Origin of the sequence: Streptomyces sp. NBC_00461 (assembly GCF_036013935.1) — a bacterium.
Taxonomy (GTDB): Bacteria; Actinomycetota; Actinomycetes; order Streptomycetales; family Streptomycetaceae; genus Streptomyces.
Window position 1 is genome coordinate 7,266,553 of sequence record NZ_CP107902.1, and the last position, 16,984, is coordinate 7,283,536.

Below are 16,984 nucleotides of genomic sequence, written 5' to 3' on the forward strand. Positions count from 1 at the left end.
GCCATGCCCGAGCTGGTGTTCTTCTCCGGAACGATGGACTGCGGGAAGTCGACGCTGGCTCTGCAGATCGAGCACAACCGCTCCTCACGCGGCCTGGCCGGGATGATCTTCACGCGTGACGACCGCGCGGGCGAGGGGAAGCTCTCCTCCCGCCTCGGCCTGGTCACGGACGCGGTGGAGGTCGAGGACGGGCAGGACCTGTACGCCTATCTCGTCGACCACCTCTCGCAGGGCGGCCGTGCGGACTACGTCATCGCCGACGAGGCGCAGTTCCTGGCACCGGGGCAGGTCGACCAACTCGCGCGCGTGGTCGACGACCTGGGCCTGGACGTCTACGCCTTCGGCATCACGACGGACTTCCGCACCAGGCTGTTCCCCGGCTCCCAGCGCCTGGTGGAGCTGGCCGACCGCGTCGAGGTCCTCCAGGTGGAGGCCCTGTGCTGGTGCGGCGCCCGCGCCACGCACAACGCCCGCACGATAGGCGGCGCCATGGTCGTCGAGGGCGCACAGGTCGTCGTCGGCGACGTCGACCGGTCGGAGGCGATCGGCTACGAGGTCCTGTGCCGCCGCCACCACCGCCGCCGGATGACGGCGACGACGTCCGGCTCGGCGGCGCTGTCCCCGGACGTGCTGCCGGTGTCGCAGCTCTGAACTGCCTTCCCGCCAGGCGTCTGCCCGGGTCTCAGCGCGGGCTCTCGATCAGGGAGAAGCGGGCGCCCTCGGGGTCGGCCACCGTGGCCACGCGGCCATGTGCGCTGTCCCTCGGCGGCTTGAGGACGTGGCCTCCCAGATCCACCAGGCGGGCGACCGCGTCGTCCGTGTCCGCGACGTCGAAGTACGTGATCCAGTGCGGGCCCCGGTCGCGGGGGAGGGCGTGGCCCACACCGTGGATGCCGGCGACCGGGCGGCCCTCGATGTGCAGCGTCACGTAGTCGAAGTCGGCGGAGACGACCGGCTCCTCCTCGTAGCCGAAGACGGTCTCGTAGAACTTGGCCACGCTCACCGACTCGTAGGTCAGCAGCTCGTTCCAGGCGGGGGTGCCGGGCACGCCCGTGATGGCGGTGCCGTGGTGCCCGGCCGCCTGCCAGATGCCGAAGACGGCGCCGGAGGGGTCCGAGCCGATCGCGAGGCGGCCGGCCTCGGCGGCGTCCAGGGGGCCCACTCCGATGGTGCCGCCGCACAGCCGTACCGTCTCGGCGGTCACGTCCACGTCGTCCGAGGCGAGGTAGGGCGTCCAGGCGATGGGCAGATGACGGTCCGGCGGCAGCTGGCCGATGCCGGCCACCTCGTAACCGTCGAGCAGGGCCCGCGAGTACGGGCCGAGTTGCTGGGGGCCCGGCTGGAACTCCCAGCCGAACAGCGACCCGTAGAAGTCCTGGGTCGCGGTCAAGCCGTGCACCATGAGACTCACCCAGCAGGGTGTGCCGGGCGTGTGCCGAGCGTGCGTCTCGCCGTTCGGGCCGGCCGGCTCCCTTGCCTCGGTCATCGTCACTCTCTCCTCGACCCCTCGCGGTGGCCGTGTCGCGTCCGCTCTCCGGATCTCCGTGCCGATGCTCGCACCAGCGGTGCTGCAGCGCGCTCCGGGCGCGCCGCTTGCCTGGAGGATGCCCGGTGTGCGGTTCCTCGTCCGTTTCTGTGCGATTGCTGACGGATGTCGATCAGCTGTACAGCATGTGCCCGAACCCGTACGCCTCGTGATCGGGCCTGTCCGGCGGAGCAGAGTAGCCGGACACAGACGATGCGGCCACCCCGTGCGCAAGGATGGTGGCCATGAACGCCATCATCTCCGCTTCGGAACTCGCGAGCGACCTGGCGGGGCAGAACCCGCCCGCGCTGCTCGATGTCCGCTGGCAGCTCAGTGTCGCCAAGGCGGCCGGCGAGCCGCCCTTCGACGGCAGCGCCGCGTACACGGCCGGGCACATTCCCGGTGCCGTCTACGTCGACCTGGACTCGGAACTCGCCTCCGCGGCAGGCGAAGGGGGGCGCCACCCGCTGCCCGGCCTCGGGGTCTTCGGCGCAGCGATGCGACGGGCGGGCGTCTCGGCCGGAACACCGGTGGTCGTGTACGACGGCGGGCAGGGCTGGGCAGCGGCCCGTGCGTGGTGGCTGCTGCGCTGGACGGGTCACCCGGACGTGCGGGTCCTCGACGGCGGGTTGCCGGCCTGGGAGGGGCCGCTGGAGACATCGGCGCCGACGCCGACGGAGGGAGACTTCGAGCCGGTTCCGGGCGCTGCGGGGCTGCTGGACGCCGACGGCGCGGCCGCGCTGGCACGGGCCGGGGTGCTGTTCGACGCCCGGGCGGGGGAGCGGTACCGGGGAGAGGTGGAGCCGATCGACCGGGTCGGTGGCCACATTCCGGGAGCGGTGTCGGCGCCCACGAACGAGAACGTGGGCTCCGACGGAAGGTTCCTGCCCGCGGAGGAGCTGGCCGGGCGGTTCAAGGCCCTTGGGGCGGCCGACGGTTCGCAGGTCGGCGTGTACTGCGGCTCGGGTGTCTCCGGGGCGCACGAGGTGCTGGCACTGGCGGTCGCGGGGATCGACGCCGCGCTGTACGTGGGCTCGTGGTCGGAGTGGTCGTCGGACCCGTCGCGTCCGGTGGCGGTCGGTCCGGATCCGCAGTAGCCGGAAGACGGGGAACGGGGAAGGGGCCGCGCTTGAGCAGCGCGGCCCCTTCCCCCCGTACGAGCGACTACTTGTGCTGACGACCGATCACTCCTGCTGTCGGCCGACCACTTCTGCTGTCGACCGACTGTGTCTGCCGACGACCGGTCACTCCTGCTTCTTCCGCCGTGTCCCGAAGACGATCTCGTCCCAACTCGGGACCGCGGCGCGGCGGCCCGGGCGGACGCCGTCGGCCTCGGCCTGGCGGTCGGTGGCGCCGACGAGACGGTCGCGGTGGCTGGTGACGGAGCGGGGCATCAGGACGTCCGCGTAGGCGGAACCGGCCGAGGCCGCGGGGGCCGGGGGTTCCTCCGCCGCGGGTTCGGCGGGGGGCTCCTCCGGCGCCGGCGGCGGAGGAGCGGCTTCCGGCGGACGCTCCGGGACCACCAGGTCGCCGCGGAAGCTCGGTACCGCCTCCAACAGGCTGGTCAGCGAGTCCCGTTCACTCGTGCTCTCCTCCGCGGGCTCGGACGCCTGGGCCGGCAGGCTCGGCCGCTCCAGGGCGCGGTCCAGCGGGCGGTCGCGCGGCAGCCGTGCGATGCGCGGTACGAACGGAAAGCTGGGCTCCGGCGACGTGGCGAGGTCCTCGGACTCGCCGATCAGCGAGCGCGCCTCCTCGTCGACGGCCTGGACGAGCCGCCGGGGCGGATCGTACGTCCAGCTCGCCGAGTGGGGTTCGCCCGCGACCAGGTAGACCAGCAGGACCTCCCAGGTGCCGTCGTCGCGGCGCCACGAGTCCCACTGCACGGTGTCCTTCTCGGCACCGCGCAGCAGCAGCCGCTCCTGGACGGCCTCGCCGAGCTGGGGGCCGGCGTTCTCGCCGGGCCGACGGACGGGTGTCTTGCGCGCCCGCTCGGCCATGAACGCACGCTCCGCGAGCACGGGGCCCTCGAAACGGCGTACGCGGTCGACGGGGATGCCTGCCAGCTGGGCCACTTCTTCCGCGGTCGCTCCGGCACGTATACGCGCCTGGATGTCGCGGGGGCGGAGATGGCTCTCCACCTCGATCTCGATCTGGCCGAGGCGGGGGCGGTCACCGCGGACCGCCGCGCGCAGCCGTTCGTCGATCGGAAGGGTGTACTCCGTAGAGTCGGCAGCCTTCAGCACCAGCCGTGTGCCGTCATTCGAGACGGCCACGACACGCAGTTCGGGCATGGGAACCTCCCGGGTGGTGCCTGCCGACGTCACGTGCGTCGCTGCTTCCGCTAGTCGAGTGTGGCCTGCCCGGGTGCAGCCTGCCACAACCTTGCCGAGTTGCCCGGCGTGTCGGGCATGGGCCCGGGAACGCCGTTATGGCACGGTTACCTATTCGCAACGCTAAGTGACCAACTCCGTCACCCTGTGCAACTTGCCCCCTCCTGGCGGTCCTTCGAGCCGCGGACGCCCTGGCGGGAGACCGGACCCAGGGCTCGTCACAGTACTCCATTCGGGCCACGTGCGTGGATTGGCGCGCCGCTCAACTTCTGGCAAGGGACGGTCCCGGGGCGCCCGTTGAGCGGTTTTCGGGATCTTGGACGTGGCGTAGTTCACGGAATCGCCAGAAATGGAACCAATGCTTACGACCCCAACACCCTGCGCAGGTAGTCGTTCTGGAAGCGCCGATCGGGGTCGAGCCGGTCTCGCAGCGCGGTGAACTCTCCGAAGCGCGGGTAGACCCCGGAGAAGTACTCGGCGTCCCGCGTGTGCACCTTGCCCCAGTGCGGCCGGCCCTCGTGCGCGGTGAGGATGCGCTCGGCGGCGGTGAAGTACGCCTGATAGGGCGTTCCCTTGAACATGTGGACGGCGACGTACGCGCTCTCGCGGCCCGATGCCGTCGACAGCGTGATGTCGTCGGCGGGGGCGGTGCGCACTTCGACCGGGAAGCTGATCCGCAGCCGGGAGCGGTCGATCATCGCCTTCAGTTCGCGCAGCGTCTCGGCCAGGGCCTCGCGCGGGACGGCGTACTCCATCTCCACGAAGCGCACCCGCCGCGGCGAAGTGAAGACCTTGTACGGAATGTCGGTGTACGTGCGCGCGGACAGCGCCTTGCTGGAGATCCGGGCGATCGTCGGGACGGTCGCGGGTGCCGTGCGGCCGACCCACTGGGCCACCTGAAAGACGCCGTTGGAGAGGAACTCGTCCTCGAACCAGCCGGTCACCGGGCTCACCGGCTTCTCCGGGCCCGCGCTGCGGTTGTTGCGCTTGGTGTTGGTGCTGCCGGTGTGCGGGAACCAGTAGAACTCGAAGTGCTCGTTCTCGGCCCAGAGTTCGTCGAACTCGGCGAGGACCCTGTCGAAGGGCATCGGTTCCTCGCGCGCCGTGAGCAGGAAGACCGGCTCCACGGCGAAGGTGATCGCGGTGACGATGCCGAGTGCGCCGAGGCCGATCCGGGCGGCCGCGAAGACCTCCGGATTCTCCTTCTCGGAGCAGCTGAGCACCGAGCCGTCGGCGGTGACCAGCTCAAGTCCCGTGATCTGGGCGGCGATCGACGCCGATTCGCGGCCGGTGCCGTGCGTGCCGGTGCTGGTGGCGCCGGAGACCGTCTGCTCCATGATGTCGCCCATGTTGGTCAGCGACAGACCCTCGCGGGCCAGAGCCATGTTGAGCCTCTTGAGCGGGGTGCCCGCCTCGACCGTGACCGTCATGGCGTCGCGATCAATCTTGCGTATACCGGTCAACAGTTGAGGGCGGATCAACACACCGTCGGTGGCGGCGATGGACGTGAAGGAGTGCCCGGTGCCGACGGCCTTCACCGTCAGACCGTCCTCCGCGGCCTTTCGCACGGCCGCGGACAGTTCCTCCACGGAGGCCGGAGCGACCTCCCGCGCAGGACGGGCCGTGACGTTGCCGCCCCAGTTACGCCACGTGCCGTTCTTCCCGCTCGCTGTGCTGCTCAACGATGCCTCCCCGACGCGGAGCCGGCCTGCTGAGCCGGCGGTACCCCAGGAAACCGACCGCGACCGCGACGGCCCCGGACACCGCCGGAACCCCGTACCCGGCACGCGCGCCGGCAGCGTCGATGACCCAGCCGGCCACGGAGGAGCCGAGCGCGACGCCGACCGCGAGCCCGGTGCTCACCCAGGTCATGCCCTCGGTCAACTGCGCGCGTGGTACGTGCTCTTCGATGAGGGACATCGTCGTGATCATCGTGGGAGCGATGGACAGGCCCGCAACGAACAGCGCCACGGCCAGAAACGGCAAGTTTCCGACCAGTAGGAGGGGGATCATACTCACGGCCATCGCGCATATGCCCAGCAGCCAGCGACGTCCGGGCGCCCCCTCGAAGTGCCGCAGCCCGAACACGACTCCGGCAAGGCAGGAACCCGCCGCGTACACCGCGAGCACGATGCTCGCGGCGGCCTTGTGACCCCGCTCGTCGGCGAAGGCCACGGTGACCACGTCCACCGCCCCGAAGATCGCCCCGGTCGCCACGAAGGTGGCCACCAGGACCTGCAGGCCGGGAGAGCGCATCGCCGTACCGCCGCCCTGCTTCTCGCGCGGGTGCGGCACGGGCTCCGTGGCGCGCTGCGCGGTCAGCCAGAAGACCCCGGCCGCCAGGAAGCAGGCGGCGAGCAACGGCCCCGCCTCCGGGAACCAGGCCGTGGACAGCCCGATGGAGATGATCGGCCCGAAGATGAAGCACACCTCGTCGACCACGGACTCGAAGGAGTACGCGGTGTGCAGCCGCGGAGTGCCCCGGTACAGGGCCGCCCAGCGGGCGCGGATCATCGCGCCGAGGCTCGGCACTGAGCCGATGCCGGCGGCGCACACGAAAAGCACCCAGTCCGGCCACCCGAAGTGCGCGGCGAGCAGCAGCCCGGCCGCCGAGGCGAGCGCCACGAACGTCGCCGGGCGCAGCACCCTGCGCTGTCCGTGCTGGTCCACCAGCCGGGAGATCTGCGGCCCGATCGCCGCGGCGGCGAGCGCGATGGTGGCCGACAGGGCGCCTGCGAGCCCGTAGCGCCCGGTGAGCTGGGAGACCATCGTGACCACGCCGATGCCCATCATCGACAGGGGCATCCGGCCGAGGAGGCCCGCGGCGGAGAAGCTCCTGGAGCCGGGGGCGGCGAACAGGGCGCGGTAGGGGCTGGGCACGGGGTCTCCGGTGGCTACGGCTCAGTAAGGTGCCGACTGTGGCTCAGTAAGGTGCGAATGCGGCGGATACAGCTTACGAGTGAGGTCACCCTAATGCACCCGGTAATCAGCGGGTGAACGCGTCCGGACAGCGGTCCGACCCCGCTCGTCACCCGGCCGTTTCCCGGCCGTCAGTGCCGGGTGGCAGGATCGACCCATGTCAGACGCGCTCGATGCCACCCCCTACGACGCCCTGCTCCTGCTCTCGTTCGGCGGCCCCGAAGGCCCGGACGACGTGGTCCCGTTCCTGGAGAACGTGACGCGAGGGCGCGGCATCCCCAAGGAACGCCTGAAAGAAGTCGGGCAGCACTACTTCCTCTTCGGCGGGGTCAGCCCCATCAACGACCAGAACCGCGCCCTGCTGGACGCCCTGCGCAAGGACTTCGCGGGCCACGGTCTGGATCTGCCGGTCTACTGGGGCAACCGCAACTGGGCGCCCTACCTGACGGACACCCTGCGCGAGATGGTCGCCGACGGCCACCGCCGCATCCTGGTCCTCGCCACCAGCGCCTACGCCTCGTACTCGGGCTGCCGCCAGTACCGCGAGAACCTCGCCGACTCGCTCGCCGCCCTGCAGGCCGAGGGCCTGGAGCTGCCGAAGATCGACAAGCTCCGGCACTACTTCAATCACGAGGGCTTCGTCGAGCCCATGACCGAAGGCGTGCTGCAGTCCCTGGCCGACCTCCCCGAGGACGTCCGGGACGGGGCGCACATCGCGTTCTCGACCCACTCGATCCCGACCGCGTCCGCGGACACCTCCGGCCCGGTCGAGGACCACGGTGACGGCGGGGCGTACGTCGAACAGCACCTGGAAGTGGCGCAGCTGATCGCCGAAGCGGTCCGCGAGCGCACGGGCATCGACCACCCCTGGAAGCTCGTCTACCAGTCGCGCTCCGGAGCCCCGCACATCCCGTGGCTCGAGCCGGACATCTGCGACCACCTGGAGGAGCTGCACGGCGCCGAGGTCCCGGCCGTCGTGATCGCCCCCATCGGCTTCGTCTCCGACCACATGGAGGTCCTCTACGACCTCGACACGGAGGCCATGGCCAAGGCCGAGGAGCTGGGACTGCCGATGCGCCGCTCGGCCACCGTCGGCGCCGACCCGCGCTTCGCCGCCGCGGTCCGCGACCTCGTCCTGGAGCGGGCCTCGGCGGAGCGAGGCGAGGAGGTCACGCCCTGCGCCCTCGGTGCGCTCGGCGCGAGCCACAACCTCTGCCCCGTCGGCTGCTGCCCGGCCCGCGCCCCCCGCCCGGCCGCCGCAGGCGTCGACAGCCCCTACGCGTGAGGAACCCCGTGACCGACCCCCTGCACCAGGAACTGCTCGCGCTGGCCCAGGAGGCCGCCCGCCGCGCCGGGGAGCTGCTGCGCGACGGCCGCCCGGCCGACCTCGCGGTCGCCGCGACCAAGTCCAGCCCGATCGACGTCGTCACCGAGATGGACATCGCGGCGGAGAAGCTGATCACCGAGCTGATCGCCGCGCACCGTCCGGACGACGGCTTCCTCGGCGAGGAGGGTGCCTCCACCGAGGGCACGAGCGGGATCCGCTGGGTGATCGACCCGCTCGACGGGACGGTCAACTATCTGTACGGGCTGCCGACCTGGGCGGTCTCCATCGCGGCCGAGCAGGACGGCGAGACCGTCGTCGGGGTCGTCGCGGCCCCGATGCGCGGCGAGACGTACCACGCGGTCCGCGGTGGCGGCGCCCGTGCCACGGGCGCCTGGGAGGGCGAGCGCGAACTGGCCTGCCGCCCGGCGCCGCCCCTCGACCAGGCCCTGGTCTCGACGGGCTTCAACTACGTCACCGAGGTTCGCACCCACCAGGCCGAGGTCGCCCGGAAACTGATCCCCCTGCTGCGTGACATCCGGCGCAGCGGCTCGGCCGCCGTCGACCTGTGCGACGTCGCGTTTGGCCGCCTCGACGGCTACTACGAGCGCGGGCTGCACGCGTGGGACCTCGCGGCAGGCGACCTCATCGCCCGGGAAGCGGGCGCGCTGACCGGTGGACGCCCGGGAGAGCGCCCCGCACACGACCTGACGATCGCCGCCACCCCGGGCGTCTTCGAGCCGCTCCAGCGCCTCCTGGAGGACTTTGGCGCCTGGCACGACTGAGCCCCCGGCCGGCGGGTTGCGGCACGGCGGCCGGCAGGTGAACGCCGTCGTACGACAACACAGCGGGCCCCCGGCGCTGGATTCGCCGGGGGCCCGCTGCCGTGCGTACGCGCTGATCAGACGCTAGACGCCGACCTCCACACCGTGCTCGGCGGCGAGGCGGCGCAGGTCGTCGAGCTCGCCCTGCTCCACCTCGACGAGGAAATCGTCGCCCTCGTCGCGAGCCCGCGTCAGGTCGGACTCGGTCGTCCTTATGCGCTGCAGAAGTCCTGCGGTGAATGCGTCCATGCTGCGCCCCCTCGTCCAGGGTCGTGGGTCGATGGCACGGGGGTGTGCCGTTCGGAAGGGGCGATCACGTCTCCTGCAGGTGCCCAGCGCTGCCGCGGCCGGGCGGCGACGGTGCCGGACACCCACGCCCACTCTGCGGAAAGCGGATTGCGCCGTGCCGCATGGTGCTGCGGCACTAGCAGAGCGTGATCGCGGGGTATGAACCGTCCTCCCCCCGCTCCCTTCCACGGAAACCTCAACCCAGCGAGAAAATCCTTCATTCCCGGGTCTCACACCTGTCCTTCATCCGGCCCTCATCCTCCGTCCCCCGCCTTACAGCCGACTTATGGCCGAAAAGGGCAGGATGGAGGCACACACTCATGAAGACCCCTGCTCGCGTGTGCCCTTCGGGCGCTACGCGGGTGGACACAGGAAGGACGTGCGACGTGCGCGTACTCGTCGTCGAGGACGAGCAGCTGCTCGCCGATGCGGTGGCCACCGGACTGCGCCGGGAGGCCATGGCCGTCGACGTCGTGTACGACGGTGCGGCCGCCCTGGAGCGCATCGGCGTCAACGACTACGACGTGGTCGTCCTCGACCGCGACCTCCCGCTCGTGCACGGCGACGACGTCTGCCGCAAGATCGTCGAGCTGGGCATGCCCACGCGCGTGCTGATGCTCACGGCCTCCGGCGACGTCAGCGACCGCGTCGAGGGCCTGGAGATCGGCGCCGACGACTATCTCCCCAAGCCCTTCGCGTTCAGCGAGCTCATCGCGCGCGTGCGTGCCCTCGGCCGGCGCACCAGCGTGCCGCTGCCACCCGTCCTGGAGCGCGCGGGCATCAAGCTCGACCCCAACCGCCGCGAGGTCTTCCGCGACGGCAAGGAGGTCCAGCTCGCGCCCAAGGAGTTCGCCGTCCTGGAAGTACTGATGCGCTCCGAGGGCGCGGTCGTCTCCGCGGAGCAGCTCCTGGAGAAGGCCTGGGACGAGAACACGGACCCGTTCACGAACGTCGTGCGCGTCACCGTCATGACCCTGCGCCGCAAGCTGGGCGAGCCGCCGGTCATCGTCACCGTACCCGGCTCCGGCTACCGGATCTGATGCCCGATGGCCGCAACACCCACCCTCCCCACGGCACCCCCCAAGCCCACCTGGGACCCCAGGAAGCCCGAGCCGCCGTTCCCCTGGCTGCGCCCGACCATCCGCATACGGCTCACGCTGCTGTACGGCGGCATGTTCCTGATCGCCGGCATCCTGCTGTTGTCGATCATCTACCTGCTGGCCGCCCAGGCCCTGCACGAGGGCAACAGCCAGAACTTCCAGGTGTCCGGCAGCAACATCGCGATCAGTAGCTCCACCTGCCCGCAGCTCAACTCCGCGAGCTACAGCGAAGTCAGCTCGGTGTGGAAGGCCTGCAACGCCGCCCAGCGTCAGCAGGCCCTGGACGACCTCCTCAGCCGCTCCCTGCTCGCCCTCCTCGGCCTCGCCGTCATCGCCTTCGCCTTCGGCTACGCGATGGCAGGCCGCGTCCTGTCGCCGCTCGGCCGCATTCTCCGCACGGCGCGCGCGGTGGCCGGCTCGGACCTGTCCCGCAGGATCGAGCTGGACGGTCCGGACGACGAGATCAAGGAACTGGCCGACACCTTCGACGACATGCTGGAGCGCCTGCAGCGTGCCTTCACCGCCCAGCAGCGCTTCGTCGGCAACGCCTCCCACGAGCTGCGCACCCCGCTCGCGATCAACCGCACGCTCCTCGAAGTCCACCTGTCCGACCCGAACGCACCGGTGGAGCTCCAGCAGCTCGGCAAGACGCTGCTGGCCACCAACGAGCGCAGCGAGCAACTCGTCGAGGGACTGCTGCTGCTCGCCCGCAGCGACAACCAGATCGTCGAGCGCAAGCCCGTGGACCTCGCCGAGGTGGCCGAGCAGGCCGTCGACCAGGTGCTCTCGGAGGCGGACGCCAAGGGCGTGGTGATCCGCGGAGAGCAGAAGCCCGCGGTCGTCCAGGGCAACGGCGTGCTGCTGGAGCGGATCGCCCTGAACCTCGTCCAGAACGCCGTGCGGTACAACGTGCCGGACGGGGGCTGGGTCGAGGTCAACACGGAGGTACAGCACGGCCAGGCGGTCCTGGTCGTGACGAACACCGGACCCGTCGTACCTGCGTACGAAATCGACAACCTCTTCGAGCCCTTCCGGCGGTTGCGCACCGAGCGCACGGGCAGTGACAAGGGCGTCGGCCTCGGTCTGTCCATCGTCCGGTCCGTGGCCCGGGCCCACGGCGGGCACATCTCGGCACAGCCGCGCGAAGGGGGTGGACTCGTGATGCGGGTCTCGCTTCCGATCTGAGATCATGTCGCCGACACACGGGGATGTTCGCTTTGCGCGGAATTTTCTGGCCGCCGAATGGCGCATCGCATGTGTGATCGATCACAGGGGCGATTTTCCAGCCATCTACTCTCCGTGATCATGGGGGATGCCGGAAAGCCGGGATAATCCGGGTTTTCAGGTGTCCTGATCACGGGAAGTACAGGGTGAGACGCCTTTGAAGAGCGGCATAGGGACCGTGTACGGTCCCGTTCGCCATCCAAGCCGATCACTCTCGAGGGGTCCGGTTGGGTGTCGATTGAGTAACAGACCTTGATGTGAGGCAAAATCTCCGCCTCGGGTCGGGCACAAGTCCGGCCTCTCACGCGTTACGTGCGCTGGAGACACCGCAGACACCCAGAGGGGGAGAGCGACATGGCAACGGATTATGACACCCCACGCAAGACCGACGACGACGTTGACTCGGACAGTCTTGAAGAGCTGAAGGCCAGGCGGAACGACAAGTCGACGTCCGCAGTGGACGTCGACGAGTTCGAGGCTGCCGAAGGCCTGGAGCTGCCCGGCGCGGACCTCTCGAACGAGGAGTTGGCCGTCCGGGTGCTGCCCAAGCAGCAGGACGAGTTCACCTGCATGAGCTGCTTCCTGGTGCACCACCGCAGCCAGCTGGCCCGCGAGAAGAACGGTCAGCCGATCTGCCGCGACTGCGACTGAGGCCGGGTCGGCCGTGACTGGCTCGACCCCTCCTTGGAAGCGCCGCTCCCTGCCGGGAGCGGACCAAGGGCCGTCCGACGGCCCTCCTGGCGCGCGTGAAGACGAGCGGGGCCCCTCCGGTACGACACCGGGTATCACGGGGTCCACGGGATCGGCCTCGCTCGATCCGACGGCCGGCCGGGCTGACTCCCCGGCTGCGTCGCAGACCCCCGCGCCCGTCGCCAGGCGACGGGTCGCGGTGATCCGCGACAAGGCCGTGGAAGGCGTCCGCAAGGGCGGCAGCGCCGCCAGGGCCGGTTTGGCGTACCTCGCCGACCGCATCATCGATATCGCCCCGAGGATCCCCGTACGGGACCTCGCGGCCCTCCGCAAGCAATTCCCGGGCCTGGGACCCGAGCAGCTCGCGGACAAGCTCGTGGCGGGTGCGGCAGCCGCCACGTCGACGGTCGGAGCGGGGGTCGGAGCGGCAGCAATGCTGCCCGTACCGCCCGCGATGCCGACGGAACTCGCCGCCGAGATCACCGGGGTCGCGGCGATCGAGCTGAAACTCATCGCCGAACTCCACGAGGTCTACGGCGTACGCCCGGCCGGCAACCTCAAAGAGCGCAGCACGGCGTATCTGAACTCCTGGTCGGGGGAGCGCGGGATCGACGTGACCAAGCCGTCGACCGTGAGCTCCGCGCTGAACGGCCACATGAAGCGCGAACTGCGCCAGCAGATCATGAAGCGCATGGTTCGCGACCTGCCGAACCTCATGCCCTTCATGGTGGGAGCCGCCGTGGGCGCGGTCATGAACCGCCGGGACACCAGGAAACTCGCCGCGCGAATCCGCAAGGACCTGAGAAAGATCCAGGTCTCCTGGGACGCGCTTCCCGAACTCCCGGCCCTGGAGCCCGTGCCGGACCCGGTCACGATGGCCGAGATCCGCAAGGAAATCGGGCCCTGAGGGCCCTCAGGGCACGGAAAGTGCCCCGTTGCGCCACGAAGGTGCGCCCTTACGCCATGGCCTCCCTGGCGGCCTTCAGGGCCTCGGCCAGACGCTCCGGCTCCCGCGTCGACAGATACAGGTACGGCGTCGGGTCCTCGGGGTCGGTGACCATCACGCGCAGGGCGGTGGGGATGTAGGCGCGCAGCAGCAGGAACGCGCGCGTGTCCGCCTTGTAGGTGCGCCAGGCGCGGGCCTCCTCCTGGTCCAACACCTCGGCCTCGCCCAGGGCCGTGACCGGGATCTTCGCCTCGCCCGCGATCAGGGAGCCGCCCACTACGCGAATACGGACCGAGCCGTACGAACTCGCCATGACCGCCGTCGCCGCCGTACCGCCGACCAGACCGCCGAGCAGCGGCAGCGTCCCGAAGGGCAGCAGGACCAGGGCCATCGCGAGGCCGACCAGGAACGAGATGAACCACCACGAGCGAGGGGCGGTGAGGCGTTCTTCGTACGGTGTGGCGGAGAGCTGCATGGAACCAAGCTTGGCACGGTGTCCGGACAGTGCCGACGCGCGGGTAAGGTCTGCGGCTGTGAGTGGTACTTCCCCAGCTCTTAGGCCTCCCGCCGACGCGGTGACACCGGTGCGGCACCCTGATGCTCCCGCGCCCGGTGAGCTGCTCGGTGCCCACTACGAACAGTGTTTCGGGTGCGGCGGCGGCCAGTCCCATGGGCTGCATCTGGCGGCGCGAGCCGGCGAGGGCGTCACCATCACCGCCGAGTTCACCGTGCAGCCCGCCCACCAGGGGGCGCCCGGCCTCGCCCACGGCGGCGTGCTGGCCACCGCACTCGACGAGAGCCTCGGCTCGCTGAACTGGCTGCTGCGGACGATCGCGGTGACAGGGCGGCTGGAGACCGACTTCGTGCGCCCCGTACCGGTCGGTACGGTGCTGTATCTGGAGGCCGAGGTGACGGCGGTGGCGGGCCGCAAGATCTACTCGTCCGCCACCGGACGCATCGGCGGCCCGGACGGGCCCGTGGCCCTTCGCGCCGACGCGCTCTTCATCGAGGTGAAGGTCGACCACTTCATCGACAACGGCCGCCCGGAGGAGATCCGCGCCGCCATGAACGACCCGGACCAGAGCCGGCGCACCCGCGCCTTCGAGGTGAACCCGTGAGCCGTGACCCCGTGGACGTACTGATCCGGCGAGTCGACCCCGACGTACCGCTTCCTGCGTACGCGCACCCCGGTGACGCGGGAGCCGATCTGCGTACCGTCGAGGCGTGCGAACTGAAGCCGGGGGAGCGGGTTGTTCTGCCCACCGGGGTGTCAATCGCCCTCCCGGAGGGGTACGCGGCCTTCGTGCACCCGCGATCCGGTCTCGCCGCCCGCTGCGGTGTCGCTCTGGTGAATGCCCCAGGGACGGTTGATGCCGGGTACCGTGGGGAGATCAAGGTGATCGTGGTGAATCTCGACCCGCGCGAGGCAGTGCGGTTCGAGCGCTTCGACCGGATCGCCCAACTGGTCGTCCAGCAGGTCGAGAGGGTCCGCTTCCAGGAGGTCGCGGAGCTTCCCGACTCGGTGCGGGCCGAAGGGGGCTTCGGGTCCACCGGAGGTCATGCCGCGGTGACCGGTACAAGCAGCACAAGCGGTCAGGCCGCCGTAGGCGGCCGGGCGGGTGGGAATCGATACGCTTCGGTCGTATCCGACCGGGAAGGACAGTGACGTGTTCGGACGTCGCAACAAGAAGGGTGCCGCCGAGGACGCGGCCGGCGAGGCCGAGCAGGTCGTCGACAGTGTCGGCACTGAGGCGGACGACGAAGAGCGCGAGCGCGTGAGGCTCGAGCCCGAGCCGCGGCCCGACGGGCCCTGGGACGACTCGGAGGTGCACGATCCGGCCGAGGGCCGGGTGGACCTGGGCGGGATCTTCGTGCCCGGAGTCGACGGCATGGAGCTGCGGGTCGAGGTCGCGGGCGACGCGATCGTCGCGGCGACCGTCGTGCTGCGCGACAGCGCCATCCAGCTGCAGGCCTTCGCCGCTCCCAAGCGCGAGGGCATCTGGGGCGAGGTGCGCGAGGAGATCGGCTCGGGGATCACCCAGCAGGGTGGGATCATCGACGAGGTCGAGGGCCCGCTGGGCTGGGAGCTGCGCGCTCAAGTGCCGGTGCAACTGCCGGACGGCACAGGCGGTTTCCAGGTCGTGCGGTTCGTCGGTGTGGACGGCCCGCGCTGGTTCCTGCGCGGTGTGATCTCGGGTCAGGGCGCGGTGCAGCCGCAGGCGGCCGGTCTGCTCGAGCAGATCTTCCGGGACACGGTCGTGGTCCGCGGCGAAGGCCCGATGGCGCCCCGCGACCCGATCGTCCTCCAGCTGCCCAACGACGCCCAGATGGTCCCCGAGGGCGTCCAGCAGGAGGAGGGCTCGCGCTTCTCCGGCGGCATGGGACAGCTGCAGCGCGGACCGGAGATCACAGAGGTCCGCTAGGTACTCCACGGGGAGAATCGTTCAAGAGCCGCACCCTTCGGGGTGCGGCTCTTCTGCGTGTGAGACCCCTTGACGGCGTATTGGTCTGTACCTACGGTCTCCGCTCAACGCCTGTTCACAAAGGCGCTCATCGTTCACGTACGAGAACGGATGGCCCCCACTATGCGCCGTACCGCACTCCTCGCGACCGCCTCTGCGCTTGTCGTGGGCATGCTCGCCTGGCCCTCGGTCCGCCATGCCGACGCCGCTCCCGCCGCCTTCGTCCACCCCGGAGTCACCGTCTCCCGGGCGCAGTTGGACTTCACCCGCACCAAGGTCGACACCGGCGCCCAGCCCTGGAAAGGCGCCTTCGACCAGATGAAGGCGAGCAAGTACGCCGACCTGAACCGCACGCCCAAGCCGCGGGCGACCGTCGAGTGCGGCCCCTACTCGAACCCCGACCGCGGGTGCACGGACGAGCGCGAGGACGCCATCGCCGCGTACACCGACGCGCTCGCCTGGTACATCACCCGCGACGACCGGTACGCCAAGAAGTCGATCCAGCTGATGGACGCCTGGTCGGCCGTGATCAAGGACCACACCAACAGCAACGCGCCCCTGCAGACCGGCTGGGCGGGCTCCTCCTGGCCCAAGGCCGCCGAGATCATCAAGCACGCGTACACGGGAAACTGGGCGAACTCCGGCCGCTTCGCGACCATGCTCCGCACCGTCTACCTCCCGAAGATCATCAACGGCTCGAACTCCAACGGCAATTGGGAGCTGTCGATGATGGAGGCCGCCGTGGGCATCTCCGTCTTCCTCGACGACGGGACGTCGTACGACAAGGCCATGGCGAAGTTCCGTACCCGTACGGCCGCCTACGTCTATCTGTCCTCGGACGGCGACCTGCCCAGGATCGTGCCCAGCCAGCATCTCGACACCAAGGCGAAGATCGTCGGCTACTGGCAGGGGCAGTCCACCTTCGTCACCGGGCTCACCCAGGAGACCTGCCGCGACTTCACCCACACGGGCTATGGAATCTCCGCGATCTCCCATGTCGCCGAGACCAGCCGGATCCAGGGCCAGGACCTCTACCGCACCGACGTCGGCGAACGGCTGCGGCAGGCGCTCGGGTTCCAGGCCGCGTACCAGCTGGGCGCGGCCGTCCCCGGTTGGCTGTGCGGAGGGTCGCTGAAGCTCGGGCTCGGTCCGGTCACCGAGGTCGGCTACAACGCCCTGCACAACCGTCTGGGCATCGCGATGAGCAACACCGGGACGCTGACCGAGCGCAGCCGCCCGGCCGGCAGCAACAACCTCTTCGTCGCCTGGGAGACCCTCACCCACGGGGACAATCCGAGCTGACCGAACGTTGAAGGACCGGGCGCCGGGTGACGATACTGGCGCCCGGCCGA

18 protein-coding genes are annotated in these 16,984 nt (G+C 70.3%); 12 read left to right on the forward strand and 6 right to left on the reverse strand.

Features of this window, described 5'->3' with window-relative positions; all coding sequences use genetic code 11:
* Positions 1 to 3 precede the first annotated feature (3 nt).
* Entirely contained in the window at positions 4 to 651 is a 648-nt protein-coding gene (locus OG870_RS33865) for a thymidine kinase (RefSeq protein ID WP_266522568.1), read from the forward strand.
* Between the two features lie 31 nt (positions 652 to 682).
* On the opposite strand, the gene OG870_RS33870 is transcribed toward OG870_RS33865, so the two are convergent.
* Entirely contained in the window at positions 683 to 1,486 is an 804-nt protein-coding gene (locus tag OG870_RS33870; RefSeq protein WP_266522570.1) for a VOC family protein, read from the reverse strand.
* A 284-nt stretch (positions 1,487 to 1,770) separates the two neighbouring features.
* Between OG870_RS33870 and OG870_RS33875 the strand changes: the two genes are divergently transcribed.
* A complete protein-coding gene (locus OG870_RS33875) occupies positions 1,771 to 2,622 on the forward strand; it encodes a sulfurtransferase (RefSeq protein ID WP_266590431.1) in 852 nt (283 codons plus the stop codon).
* 147 nt (positions 2,623 to 2,769) lie between these two features.
* On the opposite strand, the gene sepH is transcribed toward OG870_RS33875, so the two are convergent.
* From sepH to OG870_RS33890, 3 genes are all read right to left on the reverse strand, one after another.
* The gene (sepH, locus tag OG870_RS33880) at positions 2,770 to 3,816 is read right to left on the reverse strand and encodes a septation protein SepH (RefSeq protein WP_266522576.1); all 1,047 of its coding nucleotides are present in this window, start codon (positions 3,814 to 3,816) and stop codon (positions 2,770 to 2,772) included.
* A 401-nt stretch (positions 3,817 to 4,217) separates the two neighbouring features.
* Positions 4,218 to 5,537 carry a D-arabinono-1,4-lactone oxidase gene (locus OG870_RS33885; RefSeq protein WP_266843706.1) on the reverse strand — a complete coding sequence of 440 codons (1,320 nt, stop codon included), beginning with the start codon at positions 5,535 to 5,537 and terminating at the stop codon, positions 4,218 to 4,220.
* Entirely contained in the window at positions 5,497 to 6,735 is a 1,239-nt protein-coding gene (locus OG870_RS33890) for an MFS transporter (RefSeq protein WP_266522580.1), read from the reverse strand. The genes OG870_RS33885 and OG870_RS33890 overlap by 41 nt, the downstream gene beginning before the upstream one ends.
* 196 nt (positions 6,736 to 6,931) lie before the next feature.
* Between OG870_RS33890 and OG870_RS33895 the strand changes: the two genes are divergently transcribed.
* Together OG870_RS33895 and OG870_RS33900 are read left to right on the forward strand one after the other, a co-directional pair.
* A complete protein-coding gene (locus OG870_RS33895) occupies positions 6,932 to 8,059 on the forward strand; it encodes a ferrochelatase (protein ID WP_266843704.1) in 1,128 nt (375 codons plus the stop codon).
* An 8-nt stretch (positions 8,060 to 8,067) separates the two neighbouring features.
* Positions 8,068 to 8,883 carry an inositol monophosphatase family protein gene (locus OG870_RS33900; protein ID WP_266590439.1) on the forward strand — a complete coding sequence of 272 codons (816 nt, stop codon included), beginning with the start codon at positions 8,068 to 8,070 and terminating at the stop codon, positions 8,881 to 8,883.
* A gap of 123 nt (positions 8,884 to 9,006) precedes the next feature.
* Here OG870_RS33900 and OG870_RS33905 read toward each other — a convergent pair whose 3' ends face one another.
* Entirely contained in the window at positions 9,007 to 9,171 is a 165-nt protein-coding gene (locus OG870_RS33905) for a hypothetical protein (protein ID WP_266522587.1), read from the reverse strand.
* 425 nt (positions 9,172 to 9,596) lie between these two features.
* Here OG870_RS33905 and OG870_RS33910 point away from each other — a divergent pair, with 425 nt between their 5' ends.
* The 4 genes from OG870_RS33910 (at position 9,597) to OG870_RS33925 (ending at position 13,131) form a co-directional block, all read left to right on the forward strand.
* Positions 9,597 to 10,250, forward strand: coding sequence for a response regulator transcription factor (locus OG870_RS33910; RefSeq protein WP_003993508.1), 654 nt, complete (start codon positions 9,597 to 9,599; stop codon positions 10,248 to 10,250).
* 6 nt (positions 10,251 to 10,256) lie between these two features.
* Positions 10,257 to 11,495, forward strand: coding sequence for a sensor histidine kinase (locus OG870_RS33915; RefSeq protein WP_266522589.1), 1,239 nt, complete (start codon positions 10,257 to 10,259; stop codon positions 11,493 to 11,495).
* Between the two features lie 393 nt (positions 11,496 to 11,888).
* Positions 11,889 to 12,185, forward strand: a complete 297-nt coding sequence (locus OG870_RS33920) for a DUF4193 domain-containing protein (RefSeq protein WP_005481602.1) — start codon at positions 11,889 to 11,891, stop codon at positions 12,183 to 12,185.
* Positions 12,186 to 12,198: 13 nt separating this feature from the next.
* Complete coding sequence (locus OG870_RS33925; RefSeq protein WP_266522590.1) at positions 12,199 to 13,131, forward strand: hypothetical protein; 933 nt, start codon at positions 12,199 to 12,201, stop codon at positions 13,129 to 13,131.
* Positions 13,132 to 13,180: 49 nt separating this feature from the next.
* Here the strand turns inward: OG870_RS33925 and OG870_RS33930 are convergent, their stop codons facing one another.
* Positions 13,181 to 13,645, reverse strand: a complete 465-nt coding sequence (locus OG870_RS33930) for a DUF3093 domain-containing protein (protein ID WP_266522591.1) — start codon at positions 13,643 to 13,645, stop codon at positions 13,181 to 13,183.
* Between the two features lie 58 nt (positions 13,646 to 13,703).
* Between OG870_RS33930 and OG870_RS33935 the strand changes: the two genes are divergently transcribed.
* The 4 genes from OG870_RS33935 (at position 13,704) to OG870_RS33950 (ending at position 16,934) form a co-directional block, all read left to right on the forward strand.
* On the forward strand, positions 13,704 to 14,288 hold the full coding sequence (locus OG870_RS33935) for a PaaI family thioesterase (protein WP_266522593.1): 585 nt from the start codon (positions 13,704 to 13,706) through the stop codon (positions 14,286 to 14,288).
* Positions 14,285 to 14,836 (forward strand): dUTP diphosphatase, encoded by a 552-nt coding sequence (gene dut, locus OG870_RS33940; RefSeq protein ID WP_266590441.1) that lies wholly within the window; start codon positions 14,285 to 14,287, stop codon positions 14,834 to 14,836. The genes OG870_RS33935 and dut overlap by 4 nt, the downstream gene beginning before the upstream one ends.
* A 1-nt stretch (position 14,837) precedes the next feature.
* The gene (locus OG870_RS33945; protein ID WP_266590443.1) at positions 14,838 to 15,593 is read left to right on the forward strand and encodes a DUF3710 domain-containing protein; all 756 of its coding nucleotides are present in this window, start codon (positions 14,838 to 14,840) and stop codon (positions 15,591 to 15,593) included.
* 162 nt (positions 15,594 to 15,755) lie between these two features.
* The gene (locus OG870_RS33950; protein ID WP_266590445.1) at positions 15,756 to 16,934 is read left to right on the forward strand and encodes an alginate lyase family protein; all 1,179 of its coding nucleotides are present in this window, start codon (positions 15,756 to 15,758) and stop codon (positions 16,932 to 16,934) included.
* Positions 16,935 to 16,984 lie beyond the last annotated feature (50 nt).

Excerpts from the sequence above, each read along its gene's own strand:
- OG870_RS33870 (WP_266522570.1), bottom strand. The coding sequence starts at position 1,486 with ATGACCGAGGCAAGGGAGCCGGCCGGCCCGAACGGCGAGACGCACGCT.
- OG870_RS33875 (WP_266590431.1), top strand. The coding sequence starts at position 1,771 with ATGAACGCCATCATCTCCGCTTCGGAACTCGCGAGCGACCTGGCGGGG.
- OG870_RS33865 (WP_266522568.1), top strand. The coding sequence starts at position 4 with ATGCCCGAGCTGGTGTTCTTCTCCGGAACGATGGACTGCGGGAAGTCG.
- OG870_RS33915 (WP_266522589.1), top strand. The coding sequence starts at position 10,257 with ATGGCCGCAACACCCACCCTCCCCACGGCACCCCCCAAGCCCACCTGG.
- OG870_RS33930 (WP_266522591.1), bottom strand. The coding sequence starts at position 13,645 with ATGCAGCTCTCCGCCACACCGTACGAAGAACGCCTCACCGCCCCTCGC.
- OG870_RS33950 (WP_266590445.1), top strand. The coding sequence starts at position 15,756 with ATGCGCCGTACCGCACTCCTCGCGACCGCCTCTGCGCTTGTCGTGGGC.
- OG870_RS33905 (WP_266522587.1), bottom strand. The coding sequence starts at position 9,171 with ATGGACGCATTCACCGCAGGACTTCTGCAGCGCATAAGGACGACCGAG.
- sepH (WP_266522576.1), bottom strand. The coding sequence starts at position 3,816 with ATGCCCGAACTGCGTGTCGTGGCCGTCTCGAATGACGGCACACGGCTG.
- OG870_RS33895 (WP_266843704.1), top strand. The coding sequence starts at position 6,932 with ATGTCAGACGCGCTCGATGCCACCCCCTACGACGCCCTGCTCCTGCTC.
- OG870_RS33920 (WP_005481602.1), top strand. The coding sequence starts at position 11,889 with ATGGCAACGGATTATGACACCCCACGCAAGACCGACGACGACGTTGAC.